22 protein-coding genes are annotated in these 21,740 nt (G+C 38.3%); 20 read left to right on the forward strand and 2 right to left on the reverse strand.

The window, feature by feature from the left end; all coding sequences use genetic code 11:
* Positions 1-219 precede the first annotated feature (219 nt).
* The 8 genes from BTO28_RS09615 (at position 220) to BTO28_RS09650 (ending at position 8,015) form a co-directional block, all read left to right on the forward strand.
* Positions 220-1,494 carry a Rieske 2Fe-2S domain-containing protein gene (locus tag BTO28_RS09615; RefSeq protein WP_076765692.1) on the forward strand — a complete coding sequence of 425 codons (1,275 nt, stop codon included), beginning with the start codon at positions 220-222 and terminating at the stop codon, positions 1,492-1,494.
* A 95-nt stretch (positions 1,495-1,589) separates the two neighbouring features.
* Positions 1,590-2,210, forward strand: a complete 621-nt coding sequence (locus BTO28_RS09620; RefSeq protein ID WP_233129861.1) for an isochorismatase family protein — start codon at positions 1,590-1,592, stop codon at positions 2,208-2,210.
* A 63-nt stretch (positions 2,211-2,273) separates the two neighbouring features.
* Complete coding sequence (locus BTO28_RS09625; RefSeq protein ID WP_076765696.1) at positions 2,274-3,311, forward strand: ABC transporter substrate-binding protein; 1,038 nt, start codon at positions 2,274-2,276, stop codon at positions 3,309-3,311.
* A gap of 196 nt (positions 3,312-3,507) precedes the next feature.
* Positions 3,508-3,741, forward strand: coding sequence for a Rossmann-fold NAD(P)-binding domain-containing protein (locus tag BTO28_RS09630; protein ID WP_076765698.1), 234 nt, complete (start codon positions 3,508-3,510; stop codon positions 3,739-3,741).
* 15 nt (positions 3,742-3,756) lie between these two features.
* Entirely contained in the window at positions 3,757-4,734 is a 978-nt protein-coding gene (locus tag BTO28_RS09635; RefSeq protein WP_076765700.1) for a DMT family transporter, read from the forward strand.
* Positions 4,735-4,759: 25 nt separating this feature from the next.
* Positions 4,760-5,449, forward strand: coding sequence for a class II aldolase/adducin family protein (locus BTO28_RS09640; protein WP_076765702.1), 690 nt, complete (start codon positions 4,760-4,762; stop codon positions 5,447-5,449).
* A gap of 133 nt (positions 5,450-5,582) precedes the next feature.
* Positions 5,583-6,773, forward strand: a complete 1,191-nt coding sequence (locus BTO28_RS09645; protein WP_408606654.1) for a DNA polymerase IV — start codon at positions 5,583-5,585, stop codon at positions 6,771-6,773.
* A 426-nt stretch (positions 6,774-7,199) separates the two neighbouring features.
* Positions 7,200-8,015 (forward strand): STAS domain-containing protein, encoded by an 816-nt coding sequence (locus BTO28_RS09650; protein WP_076765705.1) that lies wholly within the window; start codon positions 7,200-7,202, stop codon positions 8,013-8,015.
* 138 nt (positions 8,016-8,153) lie between these two features.
* Here the strand turns inward: BTO28_RS09650 and BTO28_RS09655 are convergent, their stop codons facing one another.
* Both BTO28_RS09655 and lexA read right to left on the reverse strand, forming a co-directional pair.
* Positions 8,154-8,918, reverse strand: a complete 765-nt coding sequence (locus BTO28_RS09655; protein ID WP_076765707.1) for a 3-oxoacyl-ACP reductase — start codon at positions 8,916-8,918, stop codon at positions 8,154-8,156.
* Positions 8,919-9,741: 823 nt separating this feature from the next.
* Positions 9,742-10,359 (reverse strand): transcriptional repressor LexA, encoded by a 618-nt coding sequence (gene lexA / locus BTO28_RS09660; RefSeq protein ID WP_076765709.1) that lies wholly within the window; start codon positions 10,357-10,359, stop codon positions 9,742-9,744.
* Positions 10,360-10,513: 154 nt separating this feature from the next.
* On the opposite strand from lexA, the gene yneA reads away from it, so the two are divergent.
* From yneA to BTO28_RS09720, 12 genes are all read left to right on the forward strand, one after another.
* A complete protein-coding gene (gene yneA, locus BTO28_RS09665; protein WP_076765711.1) occupies positions 10,514-10,825 on the forward strand; it encodes a cell division suppressor protein YneA in 312 nt (103 codons plus the stop codon).
* A gap of 5 nt (positions 10,826-10,830) precedes the next feature.
* Positions 10,831-11,472, forward strand: a complete 642-nt coding sequence (locus BTO28_RS09670; RefSeq protein WP_076765713.1) for a YneB family resolvase-like protein — start codon at positions 10,831-10,833, stop codon at positions 11,470-11,472.
* Between the two features lie 125 nt (positions 11,473-11,597).
* Positions 11,598-11,831: a DUF896 domain-containing protein gene (locus tag BTO28_RS09675; RefSeq protein ID WP_076765716.1), complete on the forward strand. Its 234-nt coding sequence runs from the start codon at positions 11,598-11,600 to the stop codon at positions 11,829-11,831.
* 127 nt (positions 11,832-11,958) lie between these two features.
* Positions 11,959-13,962, forward strand: coding sequence for a transketolase (gene tkt / locus BTO28_RS09680; protein ID WP_076765718.1), 2,004 nt, complete (start codon positions 11,959-11,961; stop codon positions 13,960-13,962).
* A 136-nt stretch (positions 13,963-14,098) separates the two neighbouring features.
* Positions 14,099-14,314, forward strand: a complete 216-nt coding sequence (locus BTO28_RS09685) for a YneF family protein (RefSeq protein WP_076765720.1) — start codon at positions 14,099-14,101, stop codon at positions 14,312-14,314.
* Positions 14,315-14,506: 192 nt separating this feature from the next.
* A complete protein-coding gene (locus BTO28_RS09690; RefSeq protein ID WP_076765723.1) occupies positions 14,507-15,424 on the forward strand; it encodes a tyrosine-type recombinase/integrase in 918 nt (305 codons plus the stop codon).
* A gap of 2,871 nt (positions 15,425-18,295) precedes the next feature.
* Positions 18,296-18,514, forward strand: coding sequence for a BhlA/UviB family holin-like peptide (locus tag BTO28_RS09695; protein ID WP_076765726.1), 219 nt, complete (start codon positions 18,296-18,298; stop codon positions 18,512-18,514).
* A gap of 342 nt (positions 18,515-18,856) precedes the next feature.
* Positions 18,857-19,267: a hypothetical protein gene (locus BTO28_RS09700; protein WP_076765728.1), complete on the forward strand. Its 411-nt coding sequence runs from the start codon at positions 18,857-18,859 to the stop codon at positions 19,265-19,267.
* A gap of 48 nt (positions 19,268-19,315) precedes the next feature.
* Positions 19,316-20,185 carry an SU10 major capsid protein gene (locus tag BTO28_RS09705; RefSeq protein ID WP_076765730.1) on the forward strand — a complete coding sequence of 290 codons (870 nt, stop codon included), beginning with the start codon at positions 19,316-19,318 and terminating at the stop codon, positions 20,183-20,185.
* A 70-nt stretch (positions 20,186-20,255) separates the two neighbouring features.
* Positions 20,256-20,432, forward strand: coding sequence for a helix-turn-helix domain-containing protein (locus BTO28_RS09710; protein WP_076765732.1), 177 nt, complete (start codon positions 20,256-20,258; stop codon positions 20,430-20,432).
* A gap of 295 nt (positions 20,433-20,727) precedes the next feature.
* Positions 20,728-21,495 carry a hypothetical protein gene (locus tag BTO28_RS09715; protein WP_233129862.1) on the forward strand — a complete coding sequence of 256 codons (768 nt, stop codon included), beginning with the start codon at positions 20,728-20,730 and terminating at the stop codon, positions 21,493-21,495.
* 18 nt (positions 21,496-21,513) lie between these two features.
* Positions 21,514-21,699 carry a hypothetical protein gene (locus tag BTO28_RS09720; protein WP_076765736.1) on the forward strand — a complete coding sequence of 62 codons (186 nt, stop codon included), beginning with the start codon at positions 21,514-21,516 and terminating at the stop codon, positions 21,697-21,699.
* Positions 21,700-21,740: the final 41 nt, after the last annotated feature.

Raw genomic sequence — 21,740 nt, forward strand, 5'->3', positions numbered from 1 at the left:
AAAAACGATTAGGGATTTAAAAACGTAAGTTTTTCAGTGCCCTCTGCATTGCGCTGTCTCTTTCTTTTTGATTAAAAAAGGCAAGATACCGACATGAAGAAAAAAAGTTTTTATCGAATGTTCCGTATAAGAGAACTCAAAAAACAGACAGGGTTATTCCCCTTTTATAATGTGTTTATAACAAAAACATAATTATATAGTGATGAAGGAGTGGGTGTTATGTTAAAGAAAGAGGATAATGAAAAGCTTTGCCGGACTGATGCGGGGACACCAATGGGGGGAGTGTTCAGACGTTACTGGATTCCAGCATTATTGTCAGAAGAGGTGCCTGAAAAAGATTGCCCCCCTATAAACGTGAAATTGTTAGGCGAAGAGCTGGTAGCTTTCCGCGATTCAGAAGGAAAAGTAGCCATTATAGATGCTTATTGCCCCCACAGACGGGCCAAGTTATTTTGGGGTCGTAATGAAGAATGTGGTCTAAGATGTGTATATCACGGATGGAAGTTTGACCGGGATGGTAAATGTGTTGACATGCCGAATGAGCCGGAGGAAAGCAGATTTAAACATAAAGTACAATTGACAGCTTATCCAACATGGGAGAAATCAGGGATTGTGTGGACGTATATGGGACCGAAAGAGGAACAGCCGAGCATTCCGGACTATGAATGGCTGCGTGCACCTGAAACTCACTTTCAAGTCTCTAAAACTTATGAAGGATGCAATTGGCTGCAAGCATTAGAAGGTGGTATTGACACGTCACACTCATCGTTTGCCCATAACAACAATATTCAAGATAAAAACTCAATGAGGAGCCGGGCGACAAATCCAAAATTGGAAGTAGATAAAACTGAATACGGTTTCAAATATGTAGGAATTCGTGATTTAAAGGAAGACGGAAATTATATAAGAGCTTACCAGTTTATTATGCCGGCTCAGCAAATGCGCGGGCAAATGATGAAATGGCATGATGGGAGCCGGGAGGAATATCCGACAATCAGAGGCCATTTCTGGGTCCCTATTGATGATGAAAGTGTGTGGGTATGGAATTTTAAATATACAAGTGAACCATCAATTCCACTGGATCCTGAGTTTTCCATGCAGCAGGAAATTCTTTTCGGACGTGGTCCAGATGATATGCTGCCCGGATATCGTCTGAAGCGGAATCCATCAAATGACTTTTTAATCGATCGAGAGCTTCAACGAACGAAGACGTTTACGGGTATTTCAGGCATCAATACGCAAGATTATGCACTTCAGGAAACGATGGAAAAACCATTTCCAGACCGCACGAAAGAACGGTTAGGAACAGCTGACTTAGCCATCATTGCCGCCCGGCAAATGCTGCTGGAAGCCACAAGGGATATCGAAGCGGGTCGTAAATTAAAAGGATCAGATCCGGAAGCGTATCGGAATGTACGGGCTTGCGATCAATTTCTCCCGAAAGGCGTGGATTGGAGAGAAGGATTAAAGGATGAGATGCTGGCAAAATTTTAAGATAGAATTGTAATGCATCCCTTTATGTATAGAACTGTAAAAACGCAATTCGTTAACCAAAAGAGGTGGAATGTGTGGCGATTTGGGATGAAATATTGGGTGAAGAAGATAAAAAAAGATTTCTGAAGTCTAACATGGGTGGAACAAGGGGCTTTGGGAAAGCACCAGCACTGTTAATTGTGGATATGACGTATGGCTTTACCGATAGCAAATTTCGTCTAGGTCATTCAGAAAGCGGATATCCGGCCGTAGAAGCTACTTCTCGCCTTTTGGAAAGATCAAGGAGAAAAATGATTCCTATCTTTTTCACCATTCCATTTTCTGAATCCCATCCGTCAGGAATTGGACTGTGGAAAGGCGGGGAGAGAAAAACAGATGAAGAAAATACAATTGTTACCCAACTTAAACCACGTGACAATGAGGTCGTCTTACAGAAAAGAAGACCAAGCGCATTTTTTGGAACAAGCCTGGTTGATATGCTTATTTTCCATGGTATTGACAGCTTAATCATTACTGGTTTAACAACAAGCGGATGTGTTCGTGCCAGTGTTGTGGATGCATTTTCTTATAATTATAAAGTGATTGTTCCAGAAGAATGTGTTGGAGACCGCAGTCAGATTTCTCATAAAACTAGTTTAATGGATATTCACATGAAATACGGCGACGTAATAAAAATGGATGACATAATGGAATGGATGGATCAAAACCTTTTGTAATATAACAATGATTTCAAACCAATGAGAGTCTGAGATTACTTCAGAAAGTGGGAGGATTAAAGGATGGACTTTCTAAAGTATGGTCTTTTATGGAAAGGTTTTGCTGCCAGTTTATTGTTCGTAATCCTGATTGGCCTCATGGGCTGTACACAACAAGCAGATGTTTCGACATCGGAAAGTGAAGTCAGTAAAAACGCAGGGAAAAAAATGCCCGCTGAAATAGAACAAGTGCATATAGGTTTACCATCAAAGCAAAACATGAGCTATATTCCTTTTCTTGTAGCTGATAAGAAAGGGATTTATAAAAAATATAATTTGGATGTGAAATTTACGTACGTCCAAGGTGGTGTCCTTGCGTTGAGGGGCTTGCAAACGGGTGATTTTGACCTCATTTCCTCTCTTCCGGAATCTGTCATTACAGGCGTGGCAGAAGGAGCCAACGTAAAAATTATCGGTACATTGGATAACCAATCCATGTATTCGATATACGTTTCCAAAGATATTCAGAAGATTAGTGATTTAAAGGGAAATAATGCTGCTGGAATGGTAACGGGGAACGGAACGAATATTCAATTGGAGTATTGGTTGAAGAAAAAGGGATTTGTACCAAACAAAGATGTTAGAATTGTCAATGCCGGTGATAATGCTGAACGGCTCCTGGCGCTTCAGCAAGGTCAGGCATCGGTAACTATTCTAAGTCCTCCGACTGATTTAAAAGCGGATGAGTTAGGGCTTAAACGTTATCTAATGAGGGATGAACTTAAAACATATAACCATAATATGATTTCCGCTAATGGGAACTTAATTAAAACAAAACCTGAGGTTATTTACGCATTTATGTCTGCACATTCTGAAGCGGTGAAGTATGTAAAAAATGAAACAAACCGGGATGAAATCATCAGCATAATCATGAATGACATGCAAATGAGCAAATCTAATGCTGAAAAGTCTTTCGATTTTGTACTGCCAGCATTGGCTGATAAAGGAAAGATGAACATAGAAGGTGTTGAGTGGGCGATCGATACAGTAAAAGAAGCGGAAATATCAGACAAAGATGTAACGATCGATCAATTGATAGATGAAAGGTTTTATGCCGAATAACGAAGCAAAAAGGATTAATAGCGCATTTAGACCTTTGCGGGTATGCCGACGCAAAGGTTATTTTTTTATAAAGTAACGGACTGTTGTTCTGTATAAAAGAACGAAATGGACTACTATCCTATATAAGTATGTAAAATAAAATCAATAAACGTTGACTTGATCAAATTCAGGTATTTTAACAGGGAGGTAATGGTACATGATGCCATCAAAGCTACAAGTTCCAGATTATTTATACGGGAAAACTATCGCCATTTTAGGCTATAGCAGTGAAGGGAAGGAATACGCCCGATTGCTTCGTGAACAACAAATTCCGGTTGTGATCGGTTTAAGACCTGTCGACGATACATGGACGGAGGCTGAGCGGGATGGATTTGAAGTGAAAACGCTGTGGGAAGCAGTAGAATCGGCTAGTATTATTCAAGTTTGGTAAAGGTGAATACCTAAAATGGGAGAATTATACGCATTGTTGGCCGCTTTCTCTTTTGCTTGTGCGAATGTGATGGTGAAAAAAGGAGCAAAGTCCAAAACGGATGATAATGGTGCTTTTTTATCCGTCTTGATCACCCTGTTTCTTGCTGGATTTTTCGTTATCTGGAGAGGGTTATTTCATGGCTGGGTACCCTTAAATATAGAAGGAATATGGTGGTTTGTATTAGCTGGTATTTTGACTGCTTTTATGGGACGAACGCTTTTATATACATCTATCCAGCATTTAGGTTCTGTTAGGGCATCGGCCATCAAACGTTTAAACCCTCTTTTTGCTGTTATTTTAGGGATATTATTTCTTCACGAGTCATTAAACATTTGGATTATCGCCGGGATTGTATTAATCTTTTGCAGTTCAGCTGTTCTAATGTATGAATCCTTGTTGGCAGCTAAAAGAAAGAAAAAAGAGACTGATGATTTACAGATCCCGGCTCTTCAAGAGGCTGCATTAGATGAGGCAGATCAAAAACAACATAAATGGTTCGAAAAGATAAAGATACTCGCGGGTTTTGGATATTTGTATGGGATCATTTCGGCACTGTCCTATGCAGTTGGATATGTAGTCAGAAAAGAAGGGCTGGAGGAAATACCTGACCCTTATATTGGGACATTGATCGGCGCGTTTGTCGGAATGATTGTATTTTTTATTCTTTCCTTATTTCAGAAGAGGTACAGGCGGTCAATACAGTCAACATTTAAACGTTTTCGCCCGTGGCTGTTTGGTGCAGGAATAGCCACTTCATTCGGCCAAATTCTTTATTTTGCTGCATTAACGCAGAGTGGAGTTTCTCAAGTCGCCGTGATTGCTTCAACCGATGTCATCTTTACATTGTTTTTGTCGTCTATCGTCTTCAAAACACAGGAAGGTGTTACCAGTACTGTCATTTTTGCGTCTATAGCAGCGATGGCAGGGGCAGGGTTAATCGCAATAGGTTAAAAAAAGCATAAGCAGGGGGAAGAATATGCACGATCAGTCTCTTAAGACGTTGAAGAAACAGCTGGCCGCAGCCATCCGAATGATGGAAAAAGAAAAACATATTGATTTTAATGGACACATGAGCGCGAGAGTACCAAAAACGGATTTCATTCTTATTAATTCCGCTTCAGCGAGTCGGAGCTCGTTAACAGAAGAAGATATTATTATGACTGATTTAAAGGGGGCAGTTGTTGAAGGTGAAGGGAGGCCGCCTAATGAAATTCCACTTCATACAAGAATTTACAATCAGAGAACAGATGTTCAATCCATTGCTCATACACATCCACGCTGGTCTACATTGTTTACGATCGCAAACATTCCGTTGCGTCCCGTTATTATGCAGGGGGCTGTACTTGGAGAAATCCCTGTATTTTCTAAATCTAAGTCGATAAGTGATCATACGATCGCTGATGAGTTGGCTGAAAAGCTATCAGAACACCACATCATTTTATTGAAAGCACATGGAGCCGTTATTACCGGCAGTACAATTGTGGAAACCTTTGTCAAAAGTATATTTTTAGAAGAAAATGCGAACAGGCAATATATGGCCAGTCAAATGGGGTATGCACAGTCTCTGGAAATAGAAGAAATACACCATTCAGCACAGTTTATTTGGAAGTCTAACAATATACAAAAAGTATGGGATTATTATTATAGTCATTTGTCTTTGACTTGATGATTAATAGCTTCAGATAAAAGTACCTCACTCTTTCTTTTCAATTCAGGCGGTTTGCTCAATGCAGGCTGCTTTTTCTGCATGTTATAATAAATGAGATATAGATGTATGAACACTATTCGTGGAGATGAAATTGTGTATTTATAATCCAAATAAGGGACGCGTGATCTTTCATATAGATGCGAATGCTTTTTTTGCGAGTGTAGAAATGGCAGAAGATCCATCACTCCAGAATAAGCCTGTTATTGTCGCTGGTAATCCTGCTGAAAGGAAGGGGATTGTGGTCGCAGCAAATTATTTATGCAAAAAACGCGGCGTATATACGACGATGCCTTTATGGAAAGCCCTAAAAATCGTACCGGAAGCCATTGTAAAAAAGCCAAATCACAAATTGTACAAAGCATATTCAGTAAAAATTTTTGATTTTTTGACAGCTATCTCTCCAATCATTGAGGTTGCGTCCATTGATGAAGCCTATGTAGATGTTACTCACTGCCAGTATTTAGGTTCACCAATCCACATAGCTCAATCCATTCAAAGGGACATTTTACATTTGTTTAACATCCCCGTATCGATCGGGATTGCACCCAATAAGTTTTTAGCAAAAATGGCAAGTGATATGCAAAAGCCCCTTGGAATAACCGTATTACGAAAACGTGACATTGAACGTGTTTTGTGGGACAAACCGGTTCAGGATACGTACGGCATCGGAAAAAAAACCGCAGAAAAACTGCATGAACATGGCATTGCCACGATCGGGGATCTGGCCAAAGCAGATGTGAAATGGGTGGAAAGTATTCTTGGATTCAGAGGCATTCATCTTCACGGCTGCGTAAATGGAACAGACGGCAGACCTGTAAATCCGGATGCGAATACTTCTTATAAAAGCATCGGAAACTCCACAACGTTTCCGGAAAATATTACAGCTCCAAGTACGATTTCAGACAAAATGAAACTCCTTTCCAGCATGGTCAGTGAGAGAATGAAACAGAAGAAAGTCGTCTCGCGTACAATTCAGATAATGATTCGATACGGCAATTTCAAAACGATTACGAGAAGCCAGACGATAGAGAAAGATATTTGGAACGAGGAAGACATTCTTTATCACGCTGAAAAGCTGTTTTATAAACATTGGAATGGAGATCCTGTCAGACTTATTGGCATTACAGCGCAAAACGTTATAAAAAAAAATGAAATGACGACTCAGTTAGACATTTTTTCATTTGCGGAAGAAGCGGGTAAAGTTGAACCTTTGATGACCGCCGTAGATGAGCTAAAACGAAAATTTGGCGAATCGATAATAAAAAAAGGGTCAGAATTGTGATTAATAGTGGAAAAAGTAAAAAGTCGTTTTAGCATTTGATGACAATTTACGCTTATCATGTCAACTTCTTGTTAATGGATCTGTTACTGTTCGTCCATTTATGACAACTGAAATCGCTGGGTTAAAGCCGGTCCGAGACCGGAAAATTAATTTGACGGGTTTGTTTCCTTTTAGGGAATTTATTGAAGGCTGCTTTCTCAATTATTTCTAAATGTAAATACGTTTTCTTAAAGGCTTCGGGTTTTCTCTCGGGGCTATTTGGCATTTGCATTTTTTTGATAGTGAAATTGTAATGAAACGTACACTTAGATGGGAGGCTGTAAATCGAAAAATTTCCAATCAATTATTGAGGTTTATTTTATCCCTTTTCAGTATAATGAGAGCAGGATGTTAAAGATTTGAAAGAAAATGAGGGCGTGAATAGAGATGAATTCAATTGAAACAGTAGCTGCATATTTAATAGAAAACGCTGAATCATTAGCTGGCCAAATCGTTGATGATATATTGTCTAAATTTCAATTTGATGTGCCGAAAGGGGAAATTGAGCAAGCAGTCACTGTTTATACTGAGTTTATTGAATACTTAGGAGAGGCGATTACAAGCGAGGATGAAAAAGTACCAAAAGGGCTTCTTGAATGGAGCAAAAAAAACGGTGAACGAGAAGCATCATTAATGGGAAGAATTTCAAGCGTTATTGAGCGCTATCCTGAAACCCGTCTTGTTTTTATAAAACGTATGACAGCGGTCACTATGGAGCATGGACTTGCTACAGGGGAAGTAGCAATGGTGAATAGACGCGCGAATTACATGCTTGATATTAGTATTACCGAGACAGTTCGTGCATTTGAACGATACACAGCAAACATCATAAAAGAAAGGCAGCGCGAAATAAATGAACTGTCAGCTCCCATTGTGCCAATCCAAGATGGGATTGCAGTTTTACCTTTGATTGGATCGATTGATTCAGACAGAGCGGATCACCTTTTAAATCATGTCGTTCCAAGGATCTCAGAACTGAAAATAGAATGTCTGATCATGGATTTTTCGGGGATCGTCACAATTGATACAGAGGTTGCTTCTCATCTTTTTGCCATCCATGACATTTTAGGTTTATTAGGCATAAACATTATTGCGACAGGTATCCGGCCTGATTTAGCATCACGGGTTGTAAGGGAAGGCATTGACTTTTCTACAGTCCAAACTTTTGCCACTGTAAAGCAAGCAATAGAAAACATGGCATGATTAATCGGTTAGAAAACAAATAAAAAGTATACAAATAGAATCGTATATATACAAATGCAGCCACTTGGCTGGTTTTCGTACTAAGAAGAATAGAAAACACCGATCGTCTTTAGATCGGTGTTTTCAGTATTATAAACATTAATCCATGACCAATCCGCCATCCACAACCAAATTTTGACCAGTAACGGCTCTGCTCCATGGGGAAGCAAAGAACAAAATAGAATACGCAACATCCTCAGGAGAAGTGACTTTCTGAAGGGGCGTACTTTCTTTAATAATCGAGAAAACAGCATCAGGTGTCGCCGCACTGGCATCTGTTTTTTCCAGTAGACCGCCCGATACCATATTTACTGTAATCCCATCTGCACCAAGCTCTTTTGCCATATTTCTTGTCAGCCCAAGAAGTGCGGCTTTGCTCGTATTGTAATCGTGGTATGCAACGACTGGATTTTGAAATAGGTTGGTGCCAATGTTAATAATTTTTCCGAAATGCGCCTCAGCCATGTCGTGTCTCCCAGCCTTTAGCGTGTTCAACGCACCTAAAATACTGCCTTCAAACTGGGTTTGGAAATCTGACCATTCAATAGTATCCAAATTCTTTTTCTGATCTCCATTAAACGTAAAATCAATTAGCGCATTGTTAACAATTGTCGTAATGGGCTGACCGAAATGTGCTCTTGCATGTTCAAACATCCTTTTCACTTCTTTTTCATTCCGCACATCGGCACGAATTGCAATCGATCTGTCCTTGCCGATACTTGAAACGACTTCATTTGCTTTCACTTCATTATTGACGTAGTTCACAACAACTTTCGCTCCCTCACGTCCAAATACTTTTGCTGTCGCTGCACCAAGTCCCCGGCTCGCTCCAGTTACCAATACAACTTGATCACGAATATCCATTATTAACATCTCCTTTATGCAGGGTAAACAAGATAACTATCGTATTTTTGAAGTATCCTGCGGGTTTTTCTATAAATGTTTTTGTTAATGAACTGAATGGAAGACATGGAATTGTTCTTGCCAATTTTATCATAATGAAATAAAAGCAAAAAGAAAATACACTGCCCATTCTGTAAAGCAAATTTGGAAGTTGAGACTAAGTTTACATTTTTAACCTTCGATCCATTTAGGCAAGCGCAAAACACGATATTTTAAAAAGCGGATTACCGCAGATTTATAGGTTTTTAAAAGGAGAAAAGTGATTACAGGTGCAGCATACATTCAGGTAATGCGGGATTTACAGTTCTTAAGCAGTTTTATTCGCCAATTAAAAATATAAAAATAACTGATTTAATTGACTCGGCCGCATACGGATTGGAACCGCTGAAAAGAAAGCTTCTCTCATTTCGTATTTTCCATACATTTGCTGAACTAATTCACCATTTATTAAAAAATGAAGCTTATTGTACCATTAATTGATAAAATGATTGAGATAACACCCTGAACATTAAGTTTATAAATAGAAGGGTGTTGACAGTATCATTTATATCCGTTATATTTAATCATGCGATGAGCTCGTTTGCGTAAGTCGGACGGACATTCCTTTTTGAGGAACATGTTGTGGAGCATGGTCTGGACGCCGCAAATTTCGAGAAAACACTCTGTCTTTGGGCAGAGTGTTTTTTATTTATCAGAAAAAATCCCCTGTGATCCAGGGGATTTTTTGTTTTGTCATACGTCCGTTTATTTCTGCATATCGTGGATTAAACGGACAAGCAATTCATTAATGAACTTCACGGTAAACGCCAATGACTTTTCCTAAAATGATCACGTTTGGAAGCAAAATCGGTTCCATTGAAGAGTTTTCGGGCTGCAGGCGAATGTGATCTGCTTCTTTAAAGAAACGTTTGACCGTCGCTTCATCATCTTCAGTCATCGCTACAACAATATCACCATTTTTTGCTGTTTGCTGCTGTCGTACCACGACATAGTCACCATTTAGGATGCCTGCTTCTCTCATACTTTCACCCACAATCTCGAGCATAAATACATGCTCATCAGGGGGGGCAAGGCGCTCAGGGAGAGGGAAGTACTCTTCAACGTTTTCAATGGCCGTAATCGGCAATCCCGCTGTAACCTTGCCGACAACCGGCACATTAACAGGATGCTGTTTTGGGACAGAACTGTCTGTGTCCAGGATTTCGATCGCGCGCGGTTTTGTTGGATCACGGCGAATGTAGTTTTTGCTTTCGAGTCTAGCAAGATGACCGTGTACTGTGGAACTTGAAGCGAGTCCAACGGCTTCACCTATTTCACGAACGGAAGGTGGATACCCTTTTCTGCGCACTTCTTCTTTAATGAAATCAAGAATGTCTTGCTGCCGTTTTGATAGTTTTGTCACATTCTACACCTCTCTTATTTTTTATTTACCTATAGTATAACATGTGTTCTAAATCTTAACAAACGTAAGTTCGAATTTTCTCTTGACTGAAACGAGCGTTCGCATTACAATGATAGTGTAACACGAACGAGTATTCGAGGAAAGGGTGTTCTTAGTGGAAAAAGCAAAAAATTATTCTTTTATCTTAACATTAGCGTTGTTGATATTATCAGCTTCCTTTTATTTTATTTTTAATGGCGTTAAAGAACCTTCGTACTATGAAATCAGTGTATCAAAAGGAGATACCCTATGGAGTTTGGCAGAAGAATATAAAGAACTCCACGATATGGACGAAATAGAGTTTATTAAGTGGGTACAGGATGAAAATGAATTGATTACAACGAAAATTTTGCCGGGTGAACAGCTCGTGATTCCTGTCCAGGCAATGAAACATGACAGCGGGCTTCAGCTTGCAGATGGAGATTGATAATTATGAAGAAAGCTGTTATTTACTGCCGCGTGAGTACGGAAAAAGAAGCACAGGAAACGTCGTTGGAGAGACAGGAAGACGAATTGCGCGATCTGGCAAAAGCAAGAGGATTCGAGACTGCAGCTGTTATTCGGGATAGAGCAAGTGGATATGATCTGGACAGACCCGGTATGCTTGAGCTTCTCGATATCGTAAAAAGCGAGGAAATAAGTGCAGTTTTAATTCAAGATGAAACGAGAATCGGCCGCGGGAATGCAAAGATTGCCCTCATTCATTGTTTATTTAAAGAAGGGGTATCTGTGTACAGTATTGCTGATGACGGGGAGCTGCAGATGTCAGAATCAGATTCTATGGTGCTTCAAATTGTCAGCATGGTAGAAGAATACCAGAGAAAGATTCATAATTTAAAGATAAAACGAGGAATGAAGCGCGCTGTAGAAAAAGGGTACCGACCTGAGAAAAATTTATCAAATCACGGCAATGAAAATGGACGGATACGGAAGGAAATCCCGATCAATGAAATTGTACGGCTTCGTGAAAATGGCTTAACTTATGATGAAATTGCAGCAACGTTACGTGGGTTTGGTTATGATATTTCCCGGGCAACCGTCCATCGCCGGTTCATGGAGTACATAGAAAAATAACATCAGACACATTCTTAATCAAACAGTGGCCGTTAAGGTTTATTAGCGAAGATATTTTACTTGTCATGATACTTTCTGTTGTGTACGATGACGGTAACTGTACAAATAGAGAGGAGCAATACATGATGTTATCATCTGAAAAGATTGCACGTATAAATGAATTGGCAAAAAAAGCGAAAGAAACATCTTTAACGGACGCTGAATTGAAAGAGCAGGCTGCACTTCGAAAGGAATATTTAGCAACATTTCGCTCATCCATGCGCCAAACGGTTGAATCTGTTCGGATTTTTGATCCGAACGGGGATGAAGTGACGCCGAAAAAAGTGCGTGATATTCAAAAGCGGAAAAAACTAAATTAAAGAATTGTGAGAAAAGAGACATTATGTAGATTGTCTCTTTTTTCACATTGTTCTGTATTTTTGTTGTATATTACGCAAAAGACATTTAATATAGAGTGGTAAATCCCCTTTTGAAAGGATGAATCTCATGTTTGACAAAACAGATCAGCTCGCGGTTACAACGATCCGCACGCTATCCATTGATGCAATTGAAAAAGCGAATTCCGGCCATCCGGGTTTGCCGATGGGTGCTGCTCCAATGGCTTATGCACTCTGGACGAAAGTAATGAACCACAATCCGAAAAATCCACAATGGTTTAACCGGGATCGATTCGTATTGTCTGCAGGTCACGGTTCCATGCTATTATATAGCTTGCTTCACCTTGCAGGATACAATCTGCCTCTGGATGAAATCAAAAATTTCCGTCAGTGGGGAAGCAAAACGCCAGGTCATCCGGAGTATAAACATACAGAAGGTGTAGAGGCGACAACTGGACCACTTGGGCAGGGTATCGCTATGGCTGTTGGAATGGCAATGGCAGAACGTCACCTTGCATCAGTATACAATAAAAATGGTCATGAAATTATTGGTCATCATACATATGCACTATGTGGTGATGGTGATTTAATGGAAGGTGTTGCTTCCGAAGCAGCGTCACTTGCGGCTCATTTGAAACTGAACCGTCTTGTCGTGTTGTATGATTCAAATGATATCTCACTTGATGGCGACCTTGACAAATCATTCTCTGAAAGTGTGGAAGGCCGCTTTAAAGCATATGGATGGAATTACATCCGCGTAGAAAATGGCAATGATCTTGAAGAAGTAACAAAAGCACTTGAAGAAGCGAAATCTGAAAACGACCGCCCGACAATCATTGAAGTAAAAACAGTGATTGGTTACGGTTCGCCAAACAAATCAGGAAAAGCTGCTTCACACGGGGCACCACTTGGCGAGGATGAAATGAAATTAACGAAAGAATACTACAAGTGGACGTTTGATCAAGATTTCCATGTGCCGGATCAAGTATATAGCCGATTTGAGGAAGCAACTGTCAATCGCGGTGCACAGGCACAGGCGGAGTGGGACAAAATGTTCGCTTCCTACAAGGAAAGTCATCCCGAACTCGCAGCTCAGTTGGAAAAAGCCATAAATGGTGAGCTTCCTGAGGGCTGGGAAGCAGAACTTCCTGTCTATGAAGAAGGAACAGCAGATGCGACCCGTAACACTTCAGGTGAAACATTAAATGCGATCGCAAAAGCGGTGCCGACTTTTATTGGCGGTTCTGCCGATCTTGCGGGTTCAAACAAAACAACTATTAAAAATACCGGTGATTTTATGCCGGGTAGTTATGAAGGACGCAACATCTGGTTTGGTGTACGCGAATTTGCAATGGGCGCAGCGATGAATGGTATGGCGCTTCATGGTGGTATGCAAGTATTTGGCGGAACATTTTTCGTCTTCTCGGATTACTTGCGCCCGGCAATTCGTTTAGCTGCATTAATGGGGCTGCCTGTGACTTACGTGTTTACACACGACAGTATTGCTGTAGGAGAAGATGGACCGACACATGAACCTGTTGAGCAATTGTCTTCCTTCCGTTCTATGCCGAACTTGTCTGTCATTCGCCCGGCTGATGGAAATGAAACAGCTGCAGCCTGGAAACTTGCTCTATCCAGCAAATCAACTCCGACAGCACTCGTCTTGACACGTCAAAATTTAGCGGTTCTTCCAGGTTCAAAAGAACTTGCCCATAAAGGTGTTGAAAAAGGTGCATACACAGTTGTGAAAGCAGAAAAAACACCGGATGTTCTTTTGCTTGCGAGCGGTTCTGAAGTAGGCCTTGCAGTGGAGGCACAAAAAGCGCTTCTAGCTGAAGGGATTCATGCAAATGTTGTCAGCATGCCATCATTTGACCGGTTTGAACAGCAGGATGCAGCGTATAAAGAATCTGTGCTCCCTAAAACAGTTAAGAAACGTTTTGCAATTGAAATGGGTTCTTCATTCGGTTGGCATCGTTATACAGGAGATGAAGGCGACATTCTGGCAATCGATCAGTTCGGTGCTTCTGCTCCAGGAGAAATTGTCATGAAAGAATACGGATTTACAGCAGAAAATGTTGTAGCGCGTGTAAAAGCTCTTCTTGAGAAATAATGAAAACAAAAAAGTCCGGAACGAAGTGTTCCGGACTTTTTTCGGTATGTTTCAACAAAAAGTTGCTTGCCCTTATTGTATATTTGAAGCCGGTTTAGTAAACTTTGTATAGAGAACTTGAAGGAGGAACACGTTTATGTTTTGGTATGTGCTTACGGCTGTACTGGCACTCGCTGCCGGCGTTGCCATCGGATTTTTCATCGCACGCCGTTACATGATGGATTATTTGAAAAAAAATCCACCAATTAACGAGCAAATGCTGCGTATGATGATGATGCAAATGGGAATGAAACCATCACAAAAGAAAATTAATCAAATGATGGCACAAATGAACAAAATGGAGAAGAAGTAATTTGTCTTTAAACCTTGATGTATCAAGGGTTTAAGCCATATTACAGAAAAATTATCTGCTTATATTGCAGTTGAAATTATAAAATAGATGAATTTTTCTTATCCATAATCACTGCATATTTGGTTAATTTTTTATAAAACAAGAAAACCGCCTTTTTCTATTGAAAAATTCAGTAGAGAGGGCGGTTTTTTTGTGTTCCTAGAGGATGTTTTTAAGGAGTATGACTTTCACTGTGTTGCTAAGGGTTATTCACCTAAAACCATGAAGAATAAGCGCCAAGAGTATAAACAGGTGCTTTTGTTTCTGAAAACAAAGCGTGGTATTGACCAACTAGAAAGTGTTCATACGGATGATTTGAGGGCTTATATCCGATACAAACAACAAAGGGGGCTTATGCCGCAGTCAATTCAAACGATGGCAAAAGCAATAATGGCATTCTTCAACTGGTGCGTTCAAGAAGAATATTTGAAGGAAAGTCCAATGAAGAAAGTTGAGTTGCCAAAAGTGCCTATGAAGGTTCTAGAAGGATTTAATGAAAATGAGGTCTATAAGATGATAAACGCCTTTGATTATTCTTCCTACAATGAAGCAAGAAATAAAGCGATTATTGCAATGATGGCTGATTGCGGGCTTAGAGCAATGGAGATACGTACATTGCCTTTCAAAAATGTAGGAGAGACAACAATTTTAATTCATGGTAAAGGGAGCAAAGATCGTGTTGCCTTCATCAGTCCGGCATTGAAGAAGATACTCATCAAATATGAGCGGATTAGAAAGGAATTTGTAGAAAACAAGTTGCTTAGCGAGGACACATATTTTCTTTCTTATAAATTGCAGGGGTTGGCACATTTGTCACTAGACAATATTGTTAAAGAAGCAGGCAAGAGAGCAGACGTGAATAAAAAAAGGATAAGTCCTCATATGTTCCGCCATTACTTTGCTTTAACTACACTGTTAAATGGATGCGATATTTACTCACTATCACGTTTACTAGGGCATTCTTCACTCACGGTCACCCAAACGTATTTGCAGTCGCTGACAGACGAAAAATTAGGGGAACAAGCGAAGATAAACAGCCCCTTAATGAACATAAACAAAAAAAGAGTATAAAAAAAGAAGGATGATGCGCTAACATCATCCCTTCCGGTTTTATTTAGCCATAGCCATACAACTAAATAATGAAATACCTTGTGTCCCCATTATAAAATTTTTAAAAATATAATGCAAGGGGCTTAGTTTCCTATTGTCTTTTTTAGTGATTTTGATGTATTTTGTAAAATCATCCCCTTTGAACCATTGGTGTATAAGGGTTTTTCCTTAATACAATAGGAAGGGTATTTCAGTCGAGGTTGCCGATAAATCGACTATAAATAAACATCGTCAGGTAATGACCCTGCCAACGCAAATAAAAGGGGATAGGATACAGACGGACTTTCCTTGTTTAGTCCAGTATCTGAATGGAGAGGGCTGCCATTAAGTGCTGATCGAAGGAAGGATAGGAGTAGATATACTCACAAGCCAATTCGCATACCACTGTTCAGGGCTATCTGAAAACAGTAGGATTGGTGGGAAGAATATTCCCCGACAAACAAGGGCTATACAATACGGATTCCATAGACCGATATACAATAGTATCGTTGCCTACTGTCATTTGATTGTTTTTTTTTATTCATCTGACAATAGGCAACAACTATGCAACCAAGCCGTTGTCCATGACGCTCAACCAATAGTGAAGGGCGTAAAACATAAAGTCAAGGGAATTGGATAATAAAATGTTCGATATTCTCGGTTGTCGAAGAGTAGCAATAAACGTTGAGGATAAAGCATTTTAAGGTCACTTCAAAATTTACTAGTTATAGATAATTGTTTGAAATAGAAATCCATGCTACCTAAATAGAAACCCTTGATAACACTAGACATACCAACACTTCTGATACTTTGGCTTTCTGCTTGTTGTTAATGGTAGAGAGTAAAAAACGTGGACAATTGAACCATTCCTAAACCCTTAATACATAAGCATTTTTTAAAAATAGGACTACTGAAAAATATCAGAAACCTTGATATATCAACGTTTTCAGGACTTTTTATGGTTGATTGCTTAATGTCCTCTAAAGGAAGAAAAACTAATTTACAAGTATAAAGAGTTGATTAATATACCTATATAGGGTATGTAATTGTTGCTACCAAAATAAAGTGGCTTCAACCCGCATTCCAATAAGGTCAAGCCGATATTTGAAAGTCGTTTTTTGCTGTCATTCCAAAATGTGAATGTTGAATAGGTTGGTACTATTGGGTTTTAGAGGTGCAGGGGGTATACGAAAAAAGACGTTTGCTCGATCACCGTTAAAGGAAGAAAAAGAAAAAAATCGCAAAAATTCCGCATAAGTGTATAAATTGAAATTTATTTTAGAGAATAAACGTTGATTTATCAATGGTTTGGAGAATTGAGATAATCGTCTATTAGGGAAGGGCAATATCTAACCATTTAGAACTTATTTATCAGAATAGAATAACCCTGTCATTTCAATCGCTATGGCTGCACAATTATCTAAAATAAAAAAACGTCCATTTTGAACAAATTCTTGTCAGAAAAAGTGGATTTAAGCCTGTCAGATCAACGTTTAAATTGTTCCCAATAGGGAGGGCGAAAATGTCCACATGGTTTAGGATGATATTTATCAGTATGAGTAACACTAGGCATATCAACAACAAAATACCTATATAGGGTATATTAAGAAGGTAACAAAATTAAAACTGTTTTCGCCTTGATACTATTAAGTTTTATAATAATAGAACGAATTTAGGGACAAGAAACAATGACCTTAAACGTTGGTATAATAAGGTTTAGGGGTATATGGGAAAGGTCAATTTCTTAATATCCTCTAAAGGAAGAATAGAAATGTCCAAGTTTAGAAAAACGCTGTAACCCTTGACACATAAGGGTTTGTAGCGATTCTGTTTCTGCTTGTTGTTAATGGTAGAGAAATGGTAGCGAAAATTAAATCGTTTTAACGTTGATTTAATAAGGTTTTGATAATTACAGAATTACATCACGCCTTAGAAACCTTGCTATAACAACGTTTGTATCACTTTTCATGGATTCTCTACAAAGGAAGAAAATGTGGACAAATGGTATTTATCAGTATGGATAACGCTAGGTACAGAAATGTCCAAGTTTTAATACGTCTTCAACACTTGATACAAGTACATTGACTCAATATTTGAAATTACTGATAATCGTCAAAACACTATTATATCAACGTTTATAGGTACTTTTTGATGAAAAAGTTGGATAACCGTTAAAGGAAGAAAGCATAGAGGAATGTAAACATTTTTAAAACGGCTGAAACCCTTGATACGCAAGGGTTTGTGGCAATTCCGATTATGTTTGTTGTTAATGGTAGAAGAGTGAACGTGTATAAATAGAAAATGGTTTTAACGTTGATTTAATAAGGTTTTAATGATTACAGATTTACATCACGCCTTAGAAACCTTGCTATAACAACGTTTGTATCACTTTTCATGGATTCTCTACAAAGGAAGAAAAGCAAAATGTTAAGGGTTTAGGGGTTTATTTATCAGTATGGATAAAACCATACATAGTAAGCATTCGTGAGTGATGATTTTTCTGAGTTGAAATACTACCGTTTCGAAAAACGCTGAAACCATTGCTACATCAACGTTTTCAGCACGTTGGGTCTAAAATTATATATGGAAGAAGAAATGATAATTTTCATTGAGCGCCTATCACAGGATAGACATTGAATGAAGGTTCTCATAATACCTTCAAACTCCAATAATAATTTTTAGTTATAATTGTGTTAATCAGGCGTACTACACTATTACGCTTGCTAGTATTAAAACTCCAATTGAAGTCAATCACAATTGACTTCCACATTTTATCGGGCGGGTTCTATGCTCACTCTATTTTTTTATTCATAATTTGTAGGTAATAAAATTGAACAGATAGGAGGTCTAAGAATGGACTTCACACAGATACCGCCTGAAATGTGGGCGCAGCCAGCCATATTTATTGTGCTGTTTGTATACTTGTTAAGGTATGTGATGACTGAAAGTAAAGAGCGTGAAAATCGTTTAATGGTTCAAATTGAGAAACAGAATGAGACAAATGAAAAGATTGTATCATCGTTACAGTCACTTGAAAAAGACATTGCTGAGATCAAGGCCAAAGGGGAATAGTTTATGTCCGTTTTTATATTCATTTTTCTAAGCAATTAGCCATGTACAGTAAATTCTAATTGAAAGAAGGGGATAACACTTGAACCAAATTTCAATCCTGTATTTATGATTACTACAATAGAAAAATCGACTAAAAACGATGAATGGCGTATAAGCCCTCTAATGGCTCGAATAAGCGTAATTAACAAAGAGGGTTACAAAGGTATGACCATAATATTAGAAAGCAAGCAAACGCCTATAAAATGTGGGTGTTTTTATTTTGCTTAAATACCTGCCGGTAGATTGAACGAATTAAGTTTCGAGTTTATCGGCAGGCAAAAATTCTAAAGGAGGGACATTTATATGTCACAGGAAAATCAAGAAGTTGTTCAGGAAGAAGTAACAGAAACAGTAGCAAAAGCCGATTATGATTCTTTGGTGGCTGAATTGGAAGAAGTGAAAGGTAAACTTCCTGTTGAAAAATCAGAGTCAGAAGTAGCAAATGAAGCAAAAGCACAGGAACTTTTTCAGAAAGAAATTAGTTTAACTTTACGTGAAAATGGACTTGAAGCATTTACTGATGTAATTAGTGTTAAGGATAGTACTGATCTTAGTACTAAGATTGACACTCTAAACAAAATTGTAAATGAGATTAAGGTCAATATGGGCTACGTACCAGCAGATAATACCAAGCAAGACGAGTACTCGATTGCTGAATCAAAGAAAGACACGAAAGCCATGATCTCAACAAAGTTAGCCAATTTATTTAAGTAATAACCGGAATACATAAAAACTAAAAAATTATAAAGGGGATAAATAATAATGTTTAAATCAAATACTTTTACAACTACTGAACAAATTTCACTATCGAAAGAGATCGCTCTTGTAGGCATCGAATCAACTCCGTTTACATCTATGCTTATGGCAAAAGGTAATATCGAAAAGGCACTTAGCACTGTATATACTTGGAAAGCAAAGACGCTTAATACACTAGATGACATTTCTGCGGTAGAAGGTTCAGATGATATTACTTTCTTTGAATCTGCTCGTGCTGAATTATCAAATATTTTGGAAATCTTCAAAGTTGGTGTTTCAATTTCAGGTACAGCAGAAGCAATGAAATCTACACAATTTGCCGCAGAGGTAAATGACCGTCTATTGGAACTAAAAGTGAATATGGAGAAGAAGTTCTTGCTTGGTACTAAAGCAGACGGCTCTACTACTCCTTTCAAACGTCAAATGGCAGGTTTGATTAACCAAGCAGACGCAGCCAATGCTGTTGGTGGTGCTGTATCAGAAACACTAATCAAACAAGCAATGCGTAACCTATGGAATCAGAATCTATCCGAGGGTACTGTATATTGTTTCGTAAATGCAGATGTTAAAGAAGCAATTGACGGAATCTATGCAGATAAATACGGCTACCAGCACGTTACAACTGATTTCGGTCTATTAGTTGATTCAATCAACACTAACTATGGACGTGTAAACTTCGTGCTGTCTAAGCATGTACCGGCTGATAAAGCGATTTTCTTTAATGATGCTTATGTGGATCTTGCTTACTTACGTGCGCCACACTTTGAACCACTTGCTAAATCTGGTGATTCAACTAAAGGACAAATTGTTGCTGAAGCAACTCTTAAAGTAGGTACACCTAAAGCAGTAGCAGTATTAACAGTGCCACAAGCATAATCAATGAATGAGAGAGGGACAGAAATGTCCTTCTCTTTTTTATTCATATTTTGTAACAAGGAGGATTCAAATGAATAGTCAGAAACAAGAATATTTCTTACTACGTAGACAAAAGAAAATTCGTATGATTGACCTTGCAAAATATATAGGTTGTTCACAATCTTTAATCAGCAAGTATGAGACAGGCGTTGCAATTATGTCAGAGAAAAAGATACAGAAGTATAGAGAATACATAGAGAAAAATTAAATTCAAAAATAAAATGTGGAGGTGAATTGTGAGGGTGTTTGGATTCGTTTACACCACTTCTTCCTTGTAGCGATGTGGACAGTAGGTTGATTTTAAAAATAAGGAAACTGAAATCAACTGAAAAATATTCCATGTGGTTTTAACAAGGAGGAAAGTGGTCAACTGTATGTTTGTTGATCGTTGCAAGTAGGATTTTTGAAAGGTGTTTCAAAGGAAGATTAGTGGGAGAGTTACAACTTTCACTAAAATTATGAAGAAAGAATTAAAAGAGAAATTCCCTAAATGGTGTGCAGATATGGAGCAGTATAAAAATACAACAATTTTACAAGGTGATTTGGATTCACTTCTGGGATGTGCTATTGAAAAGTTTGTTAAAGGTAATGAAATCAATTACTTTTACGATTTCAATAAATTATACGTGGCAGATCGTACTAATGAGAAGAAAGCCATTGGTATTGACCTTGCATTACATAAAGGTTCATCTTGGTGCAATCACGTTATCAGAATTAATCCTGATGACTATGTGAATCCTAAGACTGCAAATATTAATGCAATCAATAACATTTCTAGTAGAAATTATTTTGACAAGTATGCTGGAAGTACAGCATTGATGATGTGGTCATATTATGGTTTAAAATTACCTGATACAGAAGAAGGGAAAATGTTACTACTGTGCATTGATTCAGGGTTTCTTGGTCATTACGATTCAAGATTTAAAAGAGTACATAATAAATATCTTAAAGAAATGGGCTTTGAGGAGTTAATTGATTTATTGGAACACAAACAGAAATCTGATTTTGTGAAACTCCAACAGGACTATAAGACAAAAACAAATATTGTTGTGAATAATGAAGGTTATCTTACAACGTTACTGCCACTAGATAAATTATCGGTGGCTTTTGGTATTCCATTGGAATTGCCTACACAGAAATTCACATTAAAAAATAAATTTGAATCCGGTAAAGGCCATGTGGCTCATACAAAGTCGAAAGGTGAAATTGATGGACTTATTAGTTTTGCCCTGACCGGAAAATACGAATTCAAGTATACAGCAGTAAATTAAATAAGGAGGTACAGTACTATGACTGATAAAGATTTCTTCTTCGTGTACAACTATAAACTTTCAGCATTTCTGAAATATAAAGGAATTAGTTACATCACGAAAGCCATTAACCCACAGAACAATAAAATGTTTACGATGTACGTTAAATCTGATGAATTACAATCAGCAATTAACGAATATAAAGCAGCAAAACAAGAGGGCTAATTTTAGTCCTCTTTTTCTATTCCATGAAAATCTAAATGAAA

The sequence above is a fragment of the Domibacillus epiphyticus genome, assembly GCF_001975785.1.
In the GTDB taxonomy this organism is placed as follows: Bacteria; Bacillota; Bacilli; order Bacillales; family Domibacillaceae; genus Domibacillus; species Domibacillus epiphyticus.